Origin of the sequence: Actinoplanes sandaracinus (assembly GCF_030009775.1) — a bacterium.
Taxonomy (GTDB): Bacteria; Actinomycetota; Actinomycetes; order Mycobacteriales; family Micromonosporaceae; genus Actinoplanes; species Actinoplanes sandaracinus.
Genome location: NZ_JASCTH010000011.1, coordinates 35,096 through 53,558 on the forward strand (window position 1 = coordinate 35,096; position 18,463 = coordinate 53,558).

Below are 18,463 nucleotides of genomic sequence, written 5' to 3' on the forward strand. Positions count from 1 at the left end.
CAATCCCGGCTGAACTGGGAATGAACTGAATTTGGCATTCTCACGCGCTCCTGGAAATGCGGTTCCGGCTGGTTATGCTTCCGCCTCGTACCCCGCTGAACCCCCGGAGAAATAACGTGTCTGAACTCGCCGGCTCCTCGATCCTTGTCACCGGCTCCACCGGTTCATTCGGCAAGGCCTTCCTGCAGTACGCGCTGACCCACCTCGACCCGGCTCGCGTCGTCGTGTTCTCGCGTGACGAGCTGAAGCAGTACGAGGTCCGCCAGATGTTCGGTGGCGACCCGCGCCTGCGCTTCTTCATCGGTGACATCCGCGACGAGAAGCGTCTCGCCCGGGCGATGCACGGCATCGATCACGTGGTGCACGCGGCCGCTCTCAAGCAGGTCGACACCGCGGAGTACAACCCGTCGGAGTTCGTCGCGACGAACATCAACGGCACCCAGAACGTGATCGACGCGGCCATCAACGCCGAGGTCAAGAAGGTCGTCGCGCTCTCCACGGACAAGGCGTCCAGCCCGATCAACCTGTACGGCGCGACCAAGCTGGCGGCCGACAAGATCGTGATCGCCGGCAACCACTACGCCGCCACCCACCCGACCCGCCTGGCCGTGGTCCGCTACGGCAACGTGATGGGCAGCCGCGGCTCGGTGGTCCCGTTCTTCCGCAAGCTCGCCGACGAGGGCAAGAGCCTGCCGATCACCGACAAGCGGATGACCCGCTTCTGGATCACCCTGGAGCAGGCGGTCCAGTTCGTCGTCGACTCGTTCGACGTGATGCAGGGCGGCGAGCTCTACGTCCCGCGGATCCCGAGCATGCGGATCATGGACCTGGTCGAGGCGGTCGCCCCCGGCGCGCCCACCCACGAGGTCGGCATGCGCCCCGGCGAGAAGCTGCACGAGGAGATGATCGCCGCCGACGACAGCCGCCGCACGCTGCGCTTCAAGGACCGTTACGTGGTCCAGCCGGTGGTGGCGAGCTGGGGTTACGAGACCCCGGCCGGTGGCGAGGACGTCTCCGACGGCTTCAACTACCGCTCGGACAACAACGACCTGTGGCTCTCGGTCGACGAGATGCGCGACCTGCTCTCGGAGGACTGATGCTGCCCTACGGACGACAGTCCATCGACGACTCCGACGTGGCGGCGGTCGTCGCGGCGCTGGGCAGTGACTGGCTGACCACCGGCCCGCGGGTCGCGGAGTTCGAGGCGTCGCTGGAGCGGGTCGCGGGGGCGCCCTGTGTGACCGTCACCAACGGGACCACCGCGCTGCACGCCGCTTACGCGGCCGCCGGTGTCGGGCCGGGTGACGAGGTGGTGACCACCCCGATGACCTTCGTGGCCACCGCCTCGGGCGCTGCCATGCTCGGCGCGACCGTGGTCTTCGCCGACGTCGAGGAGGACACCGCGAACCTCGACCCGGTGGCCGTCGAGGCCGCGGTGACCGGCCGCACCAGGGTGATCGCGGCGGTCGACTACGCGGGGGTGCCCGCCGACTACGACGGGCTGCGCAAAATCACCGACTCGGCCGGGGCGTACCTCCTCGGCGACGCGGCCCACTCGATCGGTTCGACATACCGGGAACGGCCGGTCGGCACGCTCGCCGACCTCACCACGTTCTCGTTCTTCCCGACCAAGAACCTCACCACCGGCGAGGGCGGGGCGGTCGCCTCGATCCGGCCCGAACTCCTCGAGCGGCTGCGCACCTTCCGGACCGTCGGGCTGGTCCGGGACCCGGCGAGGCTGCGCCACCCGGACGAGGGCGGCTGGCACCAGGAGGTGCACGAGTTCGGCCTCAACTACCGGCTTCCGGACGTGCTCTGCGCGCTGGGCAGCGCCCAGTTGCGCCGGCTCGGAGAGTTCAAGGCGCGCCGCGCGCACCTCACGGCACGCTACGACGAACTGCTCGCCGACGTCCCCGGCCTGCGCCTGCCGGCGCGGCGCGACGACGTGGACCCGGTCCGCCACCTCTATCCGGTACGCGTCCTCGACGGCCGCCGTCGCGAGGTGTACGACCGGCTGCGTGCCGCCGGGATCGGGGTGCAGGTCAACTACATCCCGGTGTACTGGCACCCGGTGTTCGAAGACCTCGGCTACCGGCGGGGCATGTGCCCGGTCGCCGAGTCGTTCTACGCCGAGGAACTGTCCCTTCCCCTCTTCGCCGACCTCACCGACAGCGACCAGGACCGCGTCGTCGAGGCGCTGCGCGGCGTTCTCGGGAGCTAGCGGGTGCACCACGGCAACCACTTCTACGGCCACGCCCACGTCCTCGCCGGTTACTGCGGGCTGGATCCGGACGCGCCGCCACGGATCGACGGCTATCTGCAGCACGGGTGGAACGTGGTGGACGGGCTGGGGGCGGGCACGCCGTACGCGCCCGGCCGCCCGATCTTCGTGTGGTCGCAACGCACCCGCCGGCGAGCCTGGTCGATGGGCCGCCCGCTGGCCACGGTGATCGGTTCCCCGTTCCTCTACCTGCTGCGGTCCACACCGGACGAGGCGGTCGCGGACGGGTCGCGCGAGGGCACCATCTGGTACCCGTTCCACGGCTGGGAGGGGCAGAAGGTCAGCGGCGACCATCACCGGCTGATCGACGAGATCACCGCGACCGAGCCGGGCCCGGTGACGTTCTGTCTCTATTGGAACGAGTTCCAGGACAGCCGGATCCGGGCCCTCTACGAGCGCGCGGGGCGGGTGATCTGCCATGGATACCGCGGTTACATGCGCATGCGCACCGACCACCGATTCCTGCACCACCAGCTCGCCGAACTGCGCCGGCACCGCCGGGTGGCGTCGAACAGGCTGAGCACCGCGATCCTCTACGGCACCGCGGCCGGTTGCGACCCGGCGGTGTACGGCGACCCGATGTACCTGGACCGGGAGCACACCCCGACGGCCGACCGGATCCGCCGGGAGTGGCCGGAACTGCACGGCGCCGCCCCCGACCCGGAGAAGGCCCGGGCCACCGTCCTGGCCGAGCTGGGCGACGGCCATCTGGCCGCCCCGGCCGAGCTGCGCGCGATCCTGGGATGGGTCACCACATGATCAGGATGATCGGCGGCGAGATGCCGGAGTACGCCGAGGAACGGCTCCCCGCCGGCGGCGATCTCTACCGGCACCTGACCGGCCGCCTGCCCACCGGCATCCGGGTGCTGGTCGCCGGCCCGCACGACACCGGGCTGGTCGAGGCGCTGGCCAGGCACCGCGAGGTGACCTGCCTGGTCCGCTCCCAGCCCGACGCCGAGAAGATCCGGGTCGACGGCGTGACGGTGCTCTGCGGGACCCTCTCCCAGCTCACCGACACCGACCGGTACGACGCCGTGATCGCCCTCGACGGCACCGGCCGGCTCTGTTCCCCGGAGGAGTCGCCGCTCGACTGGACCGCATCGGTCCGTGTCCTCAAACGGGCCCTGCGCCCCGGCGGCACGCTGCTGCTCACCGTCGAGAACGAGTTGGGCGTGCACCGGCTGGTCGATCCCGGCACGCCGACCGCCGACCGGGCCGCGGACGCCTGGCACCCGCTCGGGGAGTTCGGCTCCGCACCGGGCCGGCCGGACCGGCTGGCCGCCGCGCTCGGCGCCGAGGGCCTGCCGGTCGCCGGGCTGGCCGCCGCGTGGCCGCTGCCCTCGAGCGCGTCCCTGCTGGTCACGCCGGAGACCTTGCGGTACGGGCCCCTGGACGCGCTGGCCGCCCTGGCCGCGGCGGCGGCCGCTACGGCGTACCAGGGAAGGCCTGTCCTCAGTGATCCCCGGCGGCTGGCCGCCGCGGCCGTGCGTCGTGGCATCGGCGCCGAGCTGGCCCCCGCCTGGCTGGCCGTCGCCCAGCGCGCCCCCCGTCCCGGCCAGGCCGTCCCGTTCGCGCCCGCGCTGGTCGCCGGCCCGTCCGGCGCCATCACCGAGATCGTGGGCGCCTCCGACGGTTCCTGGCTGCGCCGGGCGGCGCACGGCCCGGCCGAGTCACCCGGCCCGCTGCCGGCCGGCCGGCTACTGGAGGAGCGGCTGCTCAGCGCGGCGCTCCGGCACGACCTGCCGGAGCTGCGCCGGCTGCTCACCGGTTGGATGTCCGAGTTGCCGATGGTGGCCGCCGGCAACGTGCTGGTGGACGGCGACCGGTACGCCGTACTGGATCCGGCCGTTCCGGAGCTGCCGGACGCGCTGGCCCGGCTCGCGCACACACTGATCACCGGCGGCTACCACCATCCGTGGCCGGGGGTCACCGACGTGACCCGGCTCATCGCCGTGCTCGCCGGGGCGTCCGGGCTGACCGACGCACCCGGCCTGATCGGCCCTCCTGACCGGCACAGCCGCCGTGAGCAGGAAGGACAGCTCGAAGCGCTGCGCCGGCGACTCGCCGACGCGGAGGCTCGCGCCGGGTTCTTCGAGGTCGAGCTGGAGAAACGCGAGGCCGAACTGGGCCGCGCCAAGACACAGATCGCCGCGTTCAGCGGCAGCCTCGGTTATCGCGCCGCGAAGGCGGGACTCGTCCTCGCCCGGGCGGCCCGCAATCGCATCACCAAGGGACGGTCATGACGACGCTCGGCATCATTCAGGCCCGGATGGGCTCCACCCGGCTGCCCGGCAAGGTGCTGCGCCGCCTCGGCGGGCGGACCGTCCTCGACCGGGTGGTCCGTGCCGCCCGGGAGAGCGGCGTCCTCGACGACCTCGTCGTCGCGACCACCGTCGAGCCGGCCGACGACGCGGTGGTCGCCGAGTGCGCGGCGATCGGGGTGGCGTGTCACCGCGGGCCGGTCGACGACGTTCTGACCCGGTTCCTCGGGGTGCTGGAGACCCGGTCGGCCGACACCGTGCTGCGGTTCACCGCGGACTGCCCGCTGCTCGACCCGCGGCTGGTCGCCCGCGCCCACCGGGTGTTCCAGGCCGCCGGCGTCGACTACCTGACCACGTCGATCGCCCGGACGCTGCCGCGCGGCCTGGACGTCGAGGTGGTCCGGGCGGCGGTGCTCAAGGAGATCGACACGCTGGCGTACGACCACCACCGCACCCACGTGACGTCGTACGTCTACACGCATGCGACGGATTTCGATGTGATCGGCTTGACCGTGCAGCCGGACCTCTCCTACCTGCGGCTCACCCTGGACACCGAGGACGACTGGCGGCTGATCGAGGCGATCGTGGACCACTTCGGTGACGCGCCGGTGGCGGTCCGGACCCTCGCCGACTGGCTCGCCGACCGCCCCGAGCTGGCCTCGCTGAACACCCACATCGTGCAGAAGGAACTGGAGCAGGCGTAGTGACGAGTATCGGAATCCGGTGCGACGCGGGAGTGCGGACCGGGGTCGGGCATCTGGTCAGGTGCGTGGCGCTGGCCGAAGAACTGACCGCACGCGGCGCCGGCGTGCATTTCCTCAGCGACCTGGGCGGCGTCGCCTGGGCGCAGGCGCAACTGGAACAGCGTGGACTGCCCTGGCATCCGGCGCCCTACGACGAGGTGGGCCTGGTCGCGGCCGTCGAGCGGCTGGGACTGGACGCCCTGGTGGTGGACTCGTACACGCTGCCGCCCTCGCACAGCAAGGCGGTACGGGCGACCGGCCGGACCGTGCTGGCCATCGTGGACGGTGATCCGCGCGGCCAGGACGCCGACATCTACGTCGACCAGAACCTCGATGCCACGCTCGACGCCGGGGACGTCCGGCTGGCCGGTCTCGACTACGCGCTGCTGCGTTCGTCGGTGCGGCGGTTGCGGCCTCTTGCGGCGCCGGTGCACTCGAATGCCCGTACCCCCAAGGTGGTGGCGTTCTTCGGCGGAACCGACGCCTACCGTGCCGCGCCGCGGGTGGCGCGGCTGCTGATCGACGCCGCGGCGCCTTTCGACGCGACCGTGGTCGCCGCCGACGCGAGCCTGCGCGCCGAGTTGCTCGCCGTGCCCGCCGGCGAGGGCCAGCGGTTCGAGATCATCGATCCGACCGACCGCCTGCCGGAGCTCCTCGCCGACGCCGACCTGGTGGTCAGCGCCAGCGGAACCTCGACCTGGGAGTTGCTCTGTCTGGGCCGGGCGGCCGCGCTGGTCTGGGTCGTCGACAATCAGATCCGGGGGTACGAACGGACCGTCGCACGCGGTTACGCCGCCGGCCTGGGCCGTCTCGGGGAGTTCGGCGACGACGCCGTCACCACGGTGCGCCGGCTGCTGCTCCACCCGGCCGAACGCACCGGGCTCGCGGTCCGCGGATGGGCGGCGGTGGACGGCCGGGGGGTGGAAAGAGTGGCAGACGCCCTGGTCAGGGTGCGGTCACCGCGATGACCACCTTGCCGACGGCGTGGTTCTCGACGGCCTCGTGCGCCTCGGCGATCCGGTCCAACGGGAAGCGGAGGATCGGCAGCCCGGCCTCCTCACCGACCCGGAGAGCGCCCGCGTTCACCGCCTCGGCGACAGCCGCGACCGCGTTCGCCTTCTCGGCCGGCAGGGTGGTGTAGGTCAGCACGAAGTCGAGGCTGACGTTCTTGCGCATCGCCTTGAAACTCGGCACGCGGAATTCTCCGCCGACGTAGATCGCGATGTTGCCGCCGGAGGCGATCACATCGAGATCGAGGTCGAGGTTGGCCGTGTTCACCTCGACGACCAGGTCCGGGCCGTCGGGGCTGATCTCACGCACCCGGCTGACGACGTCCTCCTCCCGGTAGTCGATCACCGCGTCGGCGCCGGCGGCGAGCGCCAGAGCGGCCTTCTCCTTCGAGCTGACCGTGGTCAGCACGGTCGCGCCGGCCCATTTCGCGAGCTGGATCGCGGCGTTGCCGACCGCGCCCGCGCCTCCGGCGACCAGCACGGTCCGCCCCGCCAGCGCGCCCGGTCGCAGCCGGGCCGGGCCGGTGGCGGCGACGGTCAGGCATCGGTGCGCGGTCAGCGCGGGAATGCCCAGGGCGGCGCCGACCTCGAATCCGATGTCGTCGTTCATCCGCACGACCTGGTGGCGGGGCAGCACCACGTACTCCTGGGCGGTGCCGTTCACCCGGCCGTACCCGGCGTCCCACACCCAGACCCGGTCACCGGCTTCCAGGTCGCGCACTCCCTCGCCGAGCGCGTCGACCACTCCGGCGCCGTCCTGGTTCGGCACCCGCGGCAAGGCGACCCCGTCCGGGACGCCACGGCCCGCCCTGGTGCCGGTGTCGGTGGGGTTCACCGCGGAGAGCACGATCCGCACGCGCACCTCCCCGGTCCCGGTCAGCGGCAGCTCGCGGTCGACGATCTTCAGTACGGAAGCGGGACCCGGCTCGTTGAAAACGGCAGCGCGCATGCCCCCACCCTATTTCGCGCTCAGCACGGTTGGTGACTCAGCGGAGTCTCCGGGTTGCCGAAGAGGAGTGCGGCAGGTTGCCGAGACCGGGGAGGTTCCCGTGCCCACCGTGTTGATAGCCGACGACGAGGTCGACCACCGTGAATTGCTGACGTTCGCACTGCACCGGCTCGGGTACGACGTGGTGACCGCCGCCGACGCCACCGCGGCGCTGGCGCTCCTGGCCGGGGGCGGCATCGACGCCGCCCTGATCGACGTGCGGATGCCGGGCATCTCGGGCATCGAACTGTGCCGCCGGATCCGCAGCTCGCCGGAGACCGAACTGCTGCCGGTCATGGTGATCAGCGCCGATGTGCACCGCCACCAGATCATGACCGCGCTGCACGCCGGAGCCGACGACTTCCTGGCCAAGCCGTTCAGCCGGGCTGAGCTCACGTCCCGGCTGGAGGCGCTGCTGCGGACCCGGCCGAGCGCCGCGGCTCGCTCGGCGGCGGCGGCCCGGGCGGCGATGCTCGCCACCCGGCACGCGCTGCTCGACGACCGGCGGCCGCCGCGGCAGCAACAGCAGCCGGTTCGCTACCTGAACATCGCCTGATCGACCGCGCCTGATCAGTAGTGGGCGATGATCCGCCGGGCCGGACCGTCGACGGTGATCCGGCCGCCGTACGGCAGGATCCACTGCGGTGAGGTGTGCCCGAAATCCACCCCGAAGACGACCATGGCCTCCGGGTTGTAGACCGCCAGCGCCTTCAGCACGGCGGCCCGCTGCTCCTCGCGATATCCGTCGCGATCCGCCGGCGGCCGCGGGGCGGTGAACACGCTGGCCTTGGCGGTCGCCACCAACACGGCCGGGAACTGCCGCAGCAGGCCGCGCTCCCCGGCGTTGCGCAGCATGCGGAACACCTCCTCGGCGGGCGGCATCTCCTCGGAGGTCTCCAGGAGGAGCACCGAGCCGGCGTACCGCTCGGCCGGGTGGATCCAGCGCCCGGCGGCCAGGTTCCAGTGCAGGATCTCCAGGTTGCCGCCCCAGGCCGGGGCGCTCACCACCCGGTCGGCCTGGTGCCAGAACCATCCCGGGCTGGGCACCGACGGCGGCGACTCGGTCAGCGCGCGCGGGTCCGCCCAGTCCATCTCCTCCTCGCAGAACTCGCTGACCGGCCGGATCTCCAGATCGGTCTTCTCGAAGAGGGCCGCCCGCAGTGAGGCACGGTGTTCCGGGTCCACGCCGGCGCCGCGGCCCAGGTGCACCATGGTCGACCCGCCGTGATAGCCGGGAACGCCGTGGAACCAGAGCCAGTTCAGCAGGTTCGTGTTGTCGGAGTAGCCGAACAACGGCTTGGGGTCGGCGCGGAACACCGCCGGATCGAGGTGCGGCAACACGGTGATCTGGTCGTCGCCGCCGATGGTGGCCAGCACCGCGCGGATCGACGGGTCCGCATAGGCCGCCATCAGATCGGCGGCCCGCTCCTGCGGTGTGGAGGCCCGCCGCGTGGTCGGGTACTCCACCGGTTCCAGGCCGAACTCCTCGCGCAGCCGGCTCATCGCCAGCTCGTGCACGGCGGGAAAGAGGGCCGGCGCGGCGAACGACGGCGAGACGACCGCGACGCGGTCACCGGGGCTGAGTTTCATGTCCCTCATTCAACTCACCCCGGCAACCGGGTTTCGTCCCGTCAGACCACGTTCGCGGTGCCGAGCACCTTGCCGTCCCGGTCGGTGATCATGATCGCGCTAACGTCGGTCGCCTTGGTGGAACTGGCCCCGGTCAGCTTGGCCTCACCGGTCGGGGTGTCACTCCACGCCGCGGCCTGCTGGGTGGCGCCGGTGCGGCTGCGCACCAGGCAGAGGAACGGCCCGTTGCCGCTGATCCGGTTCACGTCCAGCGAGATCTCCACACCCCACGCCTTCGGGGTCAGTTTCGCCTCACCGGTCAGCCCGCTGCCCGGCGCCGGCTGGAACTGCGCGTTGATCAACTGCACGCTGGGGATCGCCTGGACCGACGGATCGTTCTGCGTGCCGGTGTTGGTCATGATGCCGTAGGCGACCCCGGCGGCCGCGATCAGCGTCACCGACGCGGCGACGAGCCACCGCACCCGGCTCACCCTGGTCTCCTTGTGCTGTTCGGCCCGCATCCGGCTCAGCAGCGTCTCGATGTTCTGCGAACTAGGCCTGGCGGCCGGACTGACCGCGAGCGCCGCCCCGCCACCGAGATGCCGCGCGTCCGGCATGCGCTGCAGCATCTCCGGTACGGGTGAGAGCCGGTCGAGTTCGGCCCGGCACTCGGCGCAGTCGTGCAGGTGCTCGTCGAGCCGTTCGGTGTCGGCCTCGTCGAGCCCGCCCAGGAGATAGCCACCCAGCAGCCGGTGCAGGGAGCCGTGCTCGTCGACATCGCTCATGACGCCCCTCCGCTCCGCCACGGGCCGCCGTGAGTCACCGCGCTGGGCCTGATCATGACCTCGCTCATCGCAGCATCCCCATCTCCTCGAAGACGGTACGCAAAGCGCGTACGGCGTAGTAGGCGCGCGATTTCACCGTGCCCTCCGGCACCGACAGTTTCCGCGCCGCGTCCGCCACGCTCTGCCCCTCGTAATACATCGCCTGGATGACCGCCCGGTGTTCCGGCGAGAGCCGTTCCAGCGCCTCCGCCACCAGCCAGCCTTCCACCATCTGATCGACATTGTCTGCCGACGGCACCGAGTTGACCGCGTGTTCATCGGCGACCAGGCGTGGCCTGCGCTGTTCGGCACGCCAGGCGTTGGTCACCACGTTGCGCGCGATGGTGAGCAGGTACGACCTGGTTCGTCCCGGTTCCGGGTCGAGGTGGTCGATGTGCTTCCAGGCTCGCAGCAGAGTCTCCTGGACCATGTCCTCCGCCTTGTGCCGGTCCGACACATACCGCGAGACGAAGTTGATCAGGACTGCATAGTGTTCGGTATAGAGCGCGGTCATCAGTTGCTCGTCGGGGTTCACCCGTCGCTTCATCGGCGCCAGCTCTCCCCTCGGGTTCGGCCCGGCCACCCGGATGTACATCGTGGCACGTGGACCGGTTCAAACGCGGCCCGGAAAAGCGACCGAAGATTTACAGCAGACGTCGATGCCCGGTCCTCGGCGAGGACCGGGCATCGGACGCTGAAGATCGGGTTCAGCAAGCTCCCGGGCCGCCGTAGCGGAACGTCCGGGCGCTCAGCTTCACCGCCGTGTAGACGTCGCTGGTGCTCCGCACGAACATGTCCGCCGGGGGTCCGTTCACGAAGGCCAGGCTGCCGATCCGCGCCGAGGTGTTGTCGTCGCCGCGCCGGCCGTTGCCCATCTGGGTGCACGGCTTCTCGGAGGCCGCGGCCACCTCGCCGAAGACCTGGACCATGCCGGTCTTGGAGAAGTCGACGGTCCACAGCTCCGCCGGGAAGTAGCCGACCCACTCGGTGTCGTAGGCGACCCACCAGGCCTTGTTGAAGTACTGCAGGCCGAACCGCTTCGTGGCGTCCTGCGGCAGCGTGTCACCGGGGCGGATGTTCTCGCTGAACTGGACGAAGCCGCAGCCGTTGTAGCAGGTCGACTTGCGGTCGGCCCAGTGGAAGACGAACAGGTGCGGGTCGTCGTCGCCGTTGACGACCCGGTCCACGTTCCAGCCCACCTCGACGATCTGGGCACCGTCGGCCGACTGCACGGCCAGTTCGGCGAGCGTGTGGTAATCGGGCCTGTCCAGCGTCGGCTTGCTGATGGTGAGGTTGGCGTAGGCGCCCTCGGAGACCGCGGCCTGCGAGCCGACGTTGTAGAGGAAGTGGACGGTCGGCTTGTCCGAGGCGGCGGCGGTCGGCGTCACGCCCGGGGGTTCCGGCGGGACGACCGTGGTCTTCTCCGACTTGAGGAAGGTGCCGCGCGAGGAGCGGCCCTTCGGCGCGTACTCCTCGTCGGCCTCCCGGCCGCTCGTGTCGGGCGCGGCCGCGTCCAGGCCGGCGGCCTTGAGCGCGCGGCTGCTCGCGCCGTCCCGCCCGGTCCTGATCTCCTCGGGGCGCTGGCCCCACGGCAGTGTGGACGGCGGAGTCAGCTCCGGCGCCGCCTCCGCGCCGGTGGCGGCACGTGAGGCCGCGCCCGCCTGGGGAGCGCCGGCGGAGACCGCGGCCGGCGCCGGAGCCGGGCTCACCGGGATCTGCTCCGCACCCGCGTGGAGGGTCGATACGATTCCGATGGAGCCGATGACCGCGGCGGTGATGCCCGCGGCGAGCAGTCCGCGGCGTGATTTCAGCACGTGTCCGTCCTCGGTGTGTCAGGGCATCAGAGCCGAAACATCGGAGGCGTCCACTCGGGCGGCCTTCGGCAACCGGTACTCGGCGGCGCTGGTCACCATATAGCCTTCTCGATTCGGCAGGGACCGCCTGAGCAGCATATTTCGCCGAAACGGCCGATCGGGGTAGGCCGATCTGGTGACACTTCGGCCCCCCTGCTCGACGCAGCGTGCCGGAACGACCGCGCAACGGAGTTTCGCGTCAGGTCTCGAAAGAGGCAAAGTTCGCCAAGCCTCTTTCCAGCCGGACGCCGCATCACGGATTCGCCACCCACCTGCGGGGATCTTGTGATAAAACCTATCAGGTCTATAGGTTATATATATCTAACTGAGGAGGGGCACCGTGACCGCCACCGGCGTACGACTCGACCATCTCGCGATCGCCCGGCGATTCTCGGCCGCCGCCGACGAGTGGGCCGTCGCGCTCCGGTTCGATCCGGTCGAGCGCTGGTACCACCGGCTCGCGGTGGCCGACGACCACGAGGTCTGGCTGCTCACCTGGCTACCCGGACAGGCCACCGAGATCCACGACCACGGCGGTTCGGCCGGCGCCTTCTTCGTGCACGGCGGCGCCCTGGTCGAGGACACCGTGTCGGCCGGCGACGGGACGGCCCGGATCGTCTCGCGGGAGCTGGGCGAAGGCGCGGGCCGCCGGTTCGGCAGCCACCACATCCACCGCATCGAGAACCGCTCGGCCCGGCCCGCGATCAGCGTGCACGTCTACGGCCCGGCTCTGACCACCATGACCAAGTACCACCTCGGCCCGGCCGGCCTGCGGGTCCGCGCCGTGGAGCGGGCCGGCGCACAGTGGTGACCGCCTACTCCGGGTAGACCACGCCCGAGCGCCCGCTGTAGAGATGACGGGTGCCGTCCACCTCACGGCCGCTGTTCGGCGCGTCCAGCCAGACGATGTAGGCCTCGCCCGGGATGAGTCCGGTGATCGTGGTGCTCACCGAACACCCGGCGCCGGCCGGCACCTCCTGCCACGACGGCTCCGGCTGCGGGCCGGCGACCAGCGCCTGGGGCACGGCCGTGATCCGGTAGTTCGAGTCGTACTGGGCCGGCCACTCGACCGCGAGTGAACCGGACCCCGGCGTCACCTCGACCGGGATCATCACCGGCTCGGTCCGCGGCCAGATCTTCGTGCAACTCGGGTCGGGCGCCGGCGCGGAGAGCGAGACCGCGGGCGTGGCGATCGGCTTGCCGGTGGTCGCGGCCGGGGACGGCGTCGCCTTGCCCTCGGCCACCTCGATCCACGACTTCCCCTTCTCGGCCATCGCCGCCGATTCACCGGCCGTGCCGCCGCCGAGCCCGAGCGCGGCGCATCCGCCGAGCGCCAGCGACGTCGCCGCCAGTGCGAACGCGATCCTGGTATGCCGCATGCAACCCCCTGTTCGGTGTCCCCTCCCGATCGGCATGGGCCCGCGCCGCCTTAGGCCGCGGAGGCCGGGCGCAACCGGTGCCCGGCCATCTCCAGCTCGCCGTCGTGCACGTGAACGTCGGTGTGCAGGCCGGAGTCGTCCCGGAGCAGGACCGACTCCCCCTGGATCCAGTAGGTGCCGCGGGCCGGCCTACGGCGGCCGGACACCTCGCCGGCATAGGTGCCGTCCTTACGCAGTTGCAGCTTCACCACGCCGTCCGGGCTACGCCAGGCGCCCACCACGGCCGTGGTGGTCACCACCCGGGGACGGCCGGAGCCGGGCGGAGAGTACGGATCCGCCGCCCCGCCCATGGCGATGGCGAGGACGGAGGCGGCGTCGAGCACGGTGAAGTCGACGTGGGTTGCACAGGGCGTGGCCATGGTTCTCCGGATCCGGGTCGGTCGAGGGATTCGGCCTCTCCGGTCGGCACGGCCGGCCCGCGTTCCTGGTTTTCCTGAGTTGCGATCGGGAGCGAACCGGTGCCGGAACGGGTGCGACGGTCAGCCGGTGGCCTTCAGCGCCGCGGTGACGGCGATGGTGAACTTCTCCAGGTAGTCGTCCTCGATCGGCTGCCGCGCCACGGCCAGACGCCAGTAGAGCGGGCCGAGGATCATGTCGACGGCCACGTCCGGATCGGTGCCGTCGGGCAGCTCGCCCCGGGCCACCGCCTGACCGATCAGTTTCTCCCCGACGGCCTGCTGATGGGTCCGGAGGGCCCGCTGGAGCGTCTCGGAGATCTGCGGGTTGCGGGCGGCCTCGGCCATCAGGTCCGGGATGATCTGTGACGCCATCCGGTGCCGGAGCGCGGTACTGACGATCATCAGCAGGAGAGCCAGATCACCTGAGAAACTTCCGGTGTCGGGAAGTGGAACTTTGCGTTCCGCGACATCGGAGATTATCTCCATTACCATCTCGAGTTTGTTGCTCCATCTACGATAGATCGCGGTCTTGCCGACCCCGGCTCGACGCGCCACCGCTTCGATGGACAACCTGCCATAACCCACTTCCGCCAGCTCGGTCATGACCGCATTGCGGATAGCGACGGTGATGTCGCCTCGGAGCACCGCCGCTCCGGCTGGTGCGCGCTTGATTGTCGCCACCCGGTCACTATAACGCTACGACGTAACGGTTGCGTTCCGCCGTTTGGTCAGCTACCGTCACAGCCACGTCGATACGAACCCGTTTCATCGATTGCGGCGCGGGCCTGTCATGCTGCTTGCTGTGTCCTCGCACCAGGCATCGGACCCCGCCAACTCCTACGGGCCGACTAGATCGGAGCACGACCCCATGCCAGAGACGGCGGTCGCCACTGCCGGCACCGAGCTCTCCCTCAAGGAGCAGGCCCGGAAGCACGGCCTGAGCGCTTCAGGGCGGCTTCCCAGCCTCCCGGAGTACACCCGGGAGCTGTGGGCGTACCGGTACTTCATCCGGGCGCACGCGACGGCGAAGATGACCTCGGCGTTGGGCAACACCAAGCTCGGCGCGGTGTGGCAGGTGCTCACCCCGATGATCAACGCGGCGCTCTACTACGTGATCTTCGGTGTCATCCTGGGCGGCCACAACGACGTCCCGAACTTCATCGCGTACCTCTGCGTCGGTGTCTTCGTCTTCCAGTTCACCCAGTCATCGGTCCAGACCGGCAGCAACTCGATCGTCGGCAACCTGGGCCTGATCCGCGCGCTGAACTTCCCTCGCGCCAGCCTGCCGCTCTCGGCGGTCCTGGTCGAGATCCGGAACTTCGTCGTGGCGCTGGTCGTTCTGATGGGCATCGTGCTGGTCACCCGCGAGCCGCTCACCGCCGAGTGGCTGATGGTGCCGCCGGCGCTGCTCCTGCAGTCGATCTTCAACGTCGGCCTCAGCATGGCCATCGCCCGCTACAGCTCCGCGCTGCGCGACGTCCGGCAACTGGTCCCGTTCGTCATGCGCTTCTGGATGTACGGGTCCGCCGTGCTCTACCCGGTGACCAAGTTCGAGTCGGTCCTGGGCGGGTGGCAGCTCCAGGTGGTCGAGGCCAACCCGATGCTGGTGTTCATCGAGTTGATGCGCCACGCGCTGATCGAGGGCGCCCCGGCCGCCAACAACCTCACCGTTCTCTGGATCGAGGCGACCGTCTGGACCCTCGTCGTCGGCATCGGTGGTTTCGTCTACTTCTGGCGCGGAGAGAAGGGTTACGGCCGTGGCTGACAACGAACGGGTCCCGACCGTCATCGCGGACGATGCTCACATCACCTACCGCATCCACCAGGCCGGTGCGGCCGCCGGCAGCCCGCTGGCCAGCTTCAAGCGGCTCGCGACCCGCTCCAAGGGCGGCAACGTGCGCGAGGTGCACGCGGTCAAGGGCGTCAGCTTCGTCGCCTACAAGGGCGAGGCCATCGGCCTGATCGGCACCAACGGCTCCGGCAAGTCGACCCTGCTGCGCGCGATCGCCGGGCTGCTGCCGGTGACCCAGGGCGCGATCTACGCCGCCGGCCAGCCCTCGCTGCTGGGCGTCAACGCGGCGCTGATGAACGAACTGCCCGGCGACCGCAACGTCGAGCTGGGCTGCCTGGCGATGGGCATGTCACCGGCCGAGGTGCGGGCCAAACGGGACGACATCATCGCGTTCTCCGGCATCAACGACAAGGGCGACTTCTCGTCCCTGCCGATGCGGACGTACTCCTCCGGCATGTCCGCCCGGCTGCGGTTCTCCATCGCCGCCGCGAAGAAGCACGACGTGCTCCTGATCGACGAGGCCCTCGCCACCGGTGACGCCAAGTTCCGCAAGCGCAGCGAGGCGCGGGTCCGCGAGCTGCGGGCCGAGGCCGGCACGGTGTTCCTGGTCAGCCACAGCGAGCAGTCGATCCGCGACACCTGCCAGCGCTGCCTCTGGCTGGAGGCCGGCGAGTTGCGGGCCGACGGCCCGACCGCCGACGTGATGAAGGAGTACGACGCCTTCTCCCGCAGGTAGGCCCCGTACTCCCCCGATGTGGTTCTAGTTGACCGACAGGTGCACGTGGTTGGTGTGGTCACTGGACGGGTCGCCACCCGCTCCGCTGTACGACTTCCAGCCACTGCTCGGTAGCCAGATCCGGCGGTACCAGATCACGTAGAGCACGTGGAGATCGTCGGCGTTGTTGATGAAGTAGTTCGCCAGGTTGTCGCCGTAGGTCTTGTCGCCCCCGGTCGCGTCTCCCTCGAAGCCGCCCTTCTGCGCGGCGAAGTCGCAGGCGCGCCCCTTGGGGTGCTCGCCACTGTTCTGCGTCCGCCAGCACTTGGTGAACCGGGTGAACCCGGCCGACTGCGCCTGCTTCAGCGCGTGCAGTGTGCGCGGGGTGAGGCAACCGCCGGTGCCGGTCGGATCCTTCTCGGTACACCCCGAGCCGGAACTCGGAGCCGGGTCCGCGTCGGCGCTGTTGCCCCCGTCGGAGTCCGAGGAGGCGTCGGAGCCCTGGTTCGCGGCTTTCAGCGCGGCCTCGGCGTTCGACTTCTGTTTCGCCATCACGGTGACCTGGTTCTGCTGGTCCTTGATGGCGATGTCGAGGGCGTCCTTGGCCTTCTGCTGCGACTCCCGGGTGGCCTTGAGGTCCTCGATCGCCTGGTTCTGGTCGGCCGCGACGACGGCCAGGGTCTCGGCCCGGTCCAGGAAGCCGTCGGCCGAGGTGGAGCCGATCAGCGCGGCCATCGGCCCGGCCCGGCCCGCGGTGTACGCCTGGGCCGCCAACATGTCGAGCGTCTGCTGCTGCGGGCCGAGGGACTCGTCCAGGACCTTGAGTTCCTGGGTCAGCTTGGCCTGCTGCTCCTTGGAGGTCTTCAGTTTGGCCTTGGCCTCGACGAACCCTTTGGAGGCCTTCTCGAGTTGTTCGACCAGTGACTTGGTTCCACCTTCGCCATCGTCACCGGAGTCGCCGGGAGCGGCGAGCAGCCGGGGGGCCGCGGTAGCCGGCGTCGGAGCGACGGCCAGTCCGCACGCGGTGACGAGCAGCGCCATCAACGCCGCTAATCGCCGCGCAGTGTTCTGCTGCACAGGCATTTCCTTCCGTCGGCCGCCGGCCGGGTTAGCTGACGGGTTCGGGACGAAGGAAATCCCTACCGCTAGGCGCGGATTCACCCCGGAGGAAATGTGGATCCCCGGCTCGCCATTGACGGCGATTAGGCGGCGGTTCCCGTACGGGAGCCGCAACGACCATACCCACTCCATCAACGGATCGACAGTTCTCGTACGCGGCGCATTTGTCTCGACACGGGCAGTGACAGCAATTACGGAAAGTCGTTGACCGGTAACACTTTTCGCGGTTACTCGGGTCTGATCCAGAGCGATATCTCGGGTAAGCTGACCGCCGGTCCTGCCAGGACGGCACCGCCCCCGAGTTGCCGGCAGGCCGCCGCCCAATCGTCGAGAGGCGAACCGGGGAACCAGGTCACTGGGGTGAATCCGCAGTTTGCGGTAGGGATCGCTTCCGTCCCGAACCCGTCAGCTAACTCGGTCGGCGGTGACACGGAAGGAACCGTTGATGACAGTAGGACCCCGCCGGCGGCTGATACTTGCCCTGGCACCGCTGGTGGCCGCCCTGATGTTCGTGGCGCCCGCTGCTCCGGCCTCGGCCGAGCCCGGCGGCTCCTCGTCCACCGCCCAGGAGGCGGAACAGGACAAGGACGCACTTCTCTCCGACGTGATCGAGTCCACAAACCGTCGCTACGTCGCCGCCAAGGCCGCCGTGACGAAGTCGACCCAGAACCAGGCGCAGCTCGCCGTCCGGATCAAAGAGGCCGAAGCCCGGCGGGACGTCCTGATTCCCGAGGTCGCCGAGATCGCCAAGCAGCAGTACATGACCGGCAACCTGAGCGCCGCCGGTTATCTGCTCAACTCGTCCGACTCCGGCAACTTCCTGGACAAGGCAGTCTCTCTAGACGAGATCAACCGGCTGCACGACGGCAAGCTGCGCGAGCTCAACGAGGCGCTCCGGACGGTCAGCGAGAGCAAGGTCCGGCTCGACGCCGAGGTCAAGCAGCAGCAGCTGGACGCCGACGTGATGAAGAAGCAGAAGGAGTCGGCCGAGAAGGCGCTGACTCTGGTCGGCGGCAAGGGCGTCACCAAGGGCTTCGTGGTGGCCGACTCTCCGAAAGCCGCCCCGGCGCCGCGCAACTCCAGCGGCGGATTCTCGCCGGAGGGCTGCAGCGAGAAGGACCCGACCACCGGCGGCTGTGTGACGAAGCGCACGCTTCACATGTACAAGGAAGTCAAGAAAGCCGGCTTCGACAACTTCGTGGGCTGCCACCGCACCGGCGGGCCCTACGAACACCCCAAGGGCCGTGCCTGTGACTGGTCCCTGCAGAAGACCGGCTTCTCGGACTACGACACCGACAAGGAATTCAAGTACGGCAACGACTTGATGGCGTTCCTCGTCCGCAACGGTGAAGAACTGGGCATCTACTACGTGATCTGGAACAAGCAGATCTGGTTCCCGGCCTCGGGCTGGAAGGAATACCACGGGGTCAGCGCCCACACTGACCACGTGCACGTCTCGATGCTCTAGACC

General features: G+C 69.9%; 20 protein-coding genes and 2 riboswitches. Of the genes, 11 read left to right on the top strand and 9 right to left on the bottom strand.

Going from position 1 to position 18,463, the window contains the following annotated elements; genetic code table 11:
• The first annotated feature begins 74 nt into the window (after positions 1-74).
• From pseB to QLQ12_RS17970, 6 genes are read left to right on the top strand one after another with little or no spacing between them, the layout of a single operon-like run.
• Positions 75-1,097, top strand: coding sequence for a UDP-N-acetylglucosamine 4,6-dehydratase (inverting) (gene pseB / locus QLQ12_RS17945; RefSeq protein ID WP_282761533.1), 1,023 nt, complete (start codon positions 75-77; stop codon positions 1,095-1,097).
• The gene (locus QLQ12_RS17950; RefSeq protein ID WP_282761307.1) at positions 1,097-2,221 is read left to right on the top strand and encodes a DegT/DnrJ/EryC1/StrS family aminotransferase; all 1,125 of its coding nucleotides are present in this window, start codon (positions 1,097-1,099) and stop codon (positions 2,219-2,221) included. Before pseB ends, QLQ12_RS17950 begins: the two co-directional genes overlap by 1 nt.
• Positions 2,222-2,224: 3 nt before the next feature.
• Entirely contained in the window at positions 2,225-3,040 is an 816-nt protein-coding gene (locus QLQ12_RS17955) for a hypothetical protein (protein WP_282761309.1), read from the top strand.
• Complete coding sequence (locus tag QLQ12_RS17960) at positions 3,037-4,524, top strand: methyltransferase domain-containing protein (protein WP_282761310.1); 1,488 nt, start codon at positions 3,037-3,039, stop codon at positions 4,522-4,524. Before QLQ12_RS17955 ends, QLQ12_RS17960 begins: the two co-directional genes overlap by 4 nt.
• Positions 4,521-5,246: a glycosyltransferase family protein gene (locus QLQ12_RS17965; protein ID WP_282761311.1), complete on the top strand. Its 726-nt coding sequence runs from the start codon at positions 4,521-4,523 to the stop codon at positions 5,244-5,246. Before QLQ12_RS17960 ends, QLQ12_RS17965 begins: the two co-directional genes overlap by 4 nt.
• Positions 5,246-6,253 (top strand): PseG/SpsG family protein, encoded by a 1,008-nt coding sequence (locus tag QLQ12_RS17970; RefSeq protein ID WP_282761312.1) that lies wholly within the window; start codon positions 5,246-5,248, stop codon positions 6,251-6,253. The genes QLQ12_RS17965 and QLQ12_RS17970 overlap by 1 nt, the downstream gene beginning before the upstream one ends.
• On the opposite strand, the gene QLQ12_RS17975 is transcribed toward QLQ12_RS17970, so the two are convergent.
• Positions 6,231-7,244, bottom strand: coding sequence for an NADPH:quinone reductase (locus tag QLQ12_RS17975; protein WP_282761313.1), 1,014 nt, complete (start codon positions 7,242-7,244; stop codon positions 6,231-6,233). The two genes, QLQ12_RS17970 and QLQ12_RS17975, sit on opposite strands and share 23 nt — an antisense overlap.
• A gap of 100 nt (positions 7,245-7,344) precedes the next feature.
• Between QLQ12_RS17975 and QLQ12_RS17980 the strand changes: the two genes are divergently transcribed.
• Positions 7,345-7,839, top strand: a complete 495-nt coding sequence (locus QLQ12_RS17980) for a response regulator transcription factor (protein WP_282761314.1) — start codon at positions 7,345-7,347, stop codon at positions 7,837-7,839.
• A 14-nt stretch (positions 7,840-7,853) separates the two neighbouring features.
• On the opposite strand, the gene QLQ12_RS17985 is transcribed toward QLQ12_RS17980, so the two are convergent.
• From QLQ12_RS17985 to QLQ12_RS18000, 4 genes are all read right to left on the bottom strand, one after another.
• Positions 7,854-8,873 carry a S66 family peptidase gene (locus tag QLQ12_RS17985; RefSeq protein ID WP_282761316.1) on the bottom strand — a complete coding sequence of 340 codons (1,020 nt, stop codon included), beginning with the start codon at positions 8,871-8,873 and terminating at the stop codon, positions 7,854-7,856.
• A 41-nt stretch (positions 8,874-8,914) separates the two neighbouring features.
• Positions 8,915-9,637 carry a zf-HC2 domain-containing protein gene (locus QLQ12_RS17990; protein WP_282761318.1) on the bottom strand — a complete coding sequence of 241 codons (723 nt, stop codon included), beginning with the start codon at positions 9,635-9,637 and terminating at the stop codon, positions 8,915-8,917.
• 64 nt (positions 9,638-9,701) lie between these two features.
• Positions 9,702-10,223 carry a sigma-70 family RNA polymerase sigma factor gene (locus QLQ12_RS17995; protein ID WP_282761320.1) on the bottom strand — a complete coding sequence of 174 codons (522 nt, stop codon included), beginning with the start codon at positions 10,221-10,223 and terminating at the stop codon, positions 9,702-9,704.
• Positions 10,224-10,383: 160 nt separating this feature from the next.
• Positions 10,384-11,490, bottom strand: coding sequence for a neprosin family prolyl endopeptidase (locus QLQ12_RS18000; protein ID WP_282761321.1), 1,107 nt, complete (start codon positions 11,488-11,490; stop codon positions 10,384-10,386).
• A 379-nt stretch (positions 11,491-11,869) separates the two neighbouring features.
• Here QLQ12_RS18000 and QLQ12_RS18005 point away from each other — a divergent pair, with 379 nt between their 5' ends.
• Positions 11,870-12,340 (top strand): cysteine dioxygenase, encoded by a 471-nt coding sequence (locus QLQ12_RS18005; RefSeq protein WP_282761323.1) that lies wholly within the window; start codon positions 11,870-11,872, stop codon positions 12,338-12,340.
• A 4-nt stretch (positions 12,341-12,344) separates the two neighbouring features.
• Here the strand turns inward: QLQ12_RS18005 and QLQ12_RS18010 are convergent, their stop codons facing one another.
• The 3 genes from QLQ12_RS18010 to QLQ12_RS18020 form a co-directional block, all read right to left on the bottom strand.
• Positions 12,345-12,908 carry a hypothetical protein gene (locus QLQ12_RS18010; protein ID WP_282761324.1) on the bottom strand — a complete coding sequence of 188 codons (564 nt, stop codon included), beginning with the start codon at positions 12,906-12,908 and terminating at the stop codon, positions 12,345-12,347.
• A 50-nt stretch (positions 12,909-12,958) separates the two neighbouring features.
• Positions 12,959-13,327: an Atu4866 domain-containing protein gene (locus QLQ12_RS18015; protein ID WP_282761325.1), complete on the bottom strand. Its 369-nt coding sequence runs from the start codon at positions 13,325-13,327 to the stop codon at positions 12,959-12,961.
• Between the two features lie 120 nt (positions 13,328-13,447).
• Positions 13,448-14,011, bottom strand: a complete 564-nt coding sequence (locus QLQ12_RS18020; protein ID WP_407651506.1) for a TetR/AcrR family transcriptional regulator — start codon at positions 14,009-14,011, stop codon at positions 13,448-13,450.
• Between the two features lie 223 nt (positions 14,012-14,234).
• Here QLQ12_RS18020 and QLQ12_RS18025 point away from each other — a divergent pair, with 223 nt between their 5' ends.
• Together QLQ12_RS18025 and QLQ12_RS18030 are read left to right on the top strand one after the other, a co-directional pair.
• The gene (locus QLQ12_RS18025; RefSeq protein ID WP_282761328.1) at positions 14,235-15,131 is read left to right on the top strand and encodes an ABC transporter permease; all 897 of its coding nucleotides are present in this window, start codon (positions 14,235-14,237) and stop codon (positions 15,129-15,131) included.
• On the top strand, positions 15,124-15,894 hold the full coding sequence (locus tag QLQ12_RS18030; protein WP_282761329.1) for an ABC transporter ATP-binding protein: 771 nt from the start codon (positions 15,124-15,126) through the stop codon (positions 15,892-15,894). Before QLQ12_RS18025 ends, QLQ12_RS18030 begins: the two co-directional genes overlap by 8 nt.
• 24 nt (positions 15,895-15,918) lie before the next feature.
• On the opposite strand, the gene QLQ12_RS18035 is transcribed toward QLQ12_RS18030, so the two are convergent.
• Entirely contained in the window at positions 15,919-16,956 is a 1,038-nt protein-coding gene (locus tag QLQ12_RS18035) for a coiled-coil domain-containing protein (RefSeq protein WP_282761330.1), read from the bottom strand.
• A riboswitch (cyclic di-AMP (ydaO/yuaA leader) is annotated at positions 16,955-17,092 on the bottom strand. It overlaps the preceding gene by 2 nt.
• A 207-nt stretch (positions 17,093-17,299) precedes the next feature.
• Positions 17,300-17,431, top strand: a riboswitch (cyclic di-AMP (ydaO/yuaA leader).
• Between the two features lie 6 nt (positions 17,432-17,437).
• Between QLQ12_RS18035 and QLQ12_RS18040 the strand changes: the two genes are divergently transcribed.
• On the top strand, positions 17,438-18,460 hold the full coding sequence (locus QLQ12_RS18040; RefSeq protein ID WP_282761332.1) for a coiled-coil domain-containing protein: 1,023 nt from the start codon (positions 17,438-17,440) through the stop codon (positions 18,458-18,460).
• Positions 18,461-18,463: the final 3 nt, after the last annotated feature.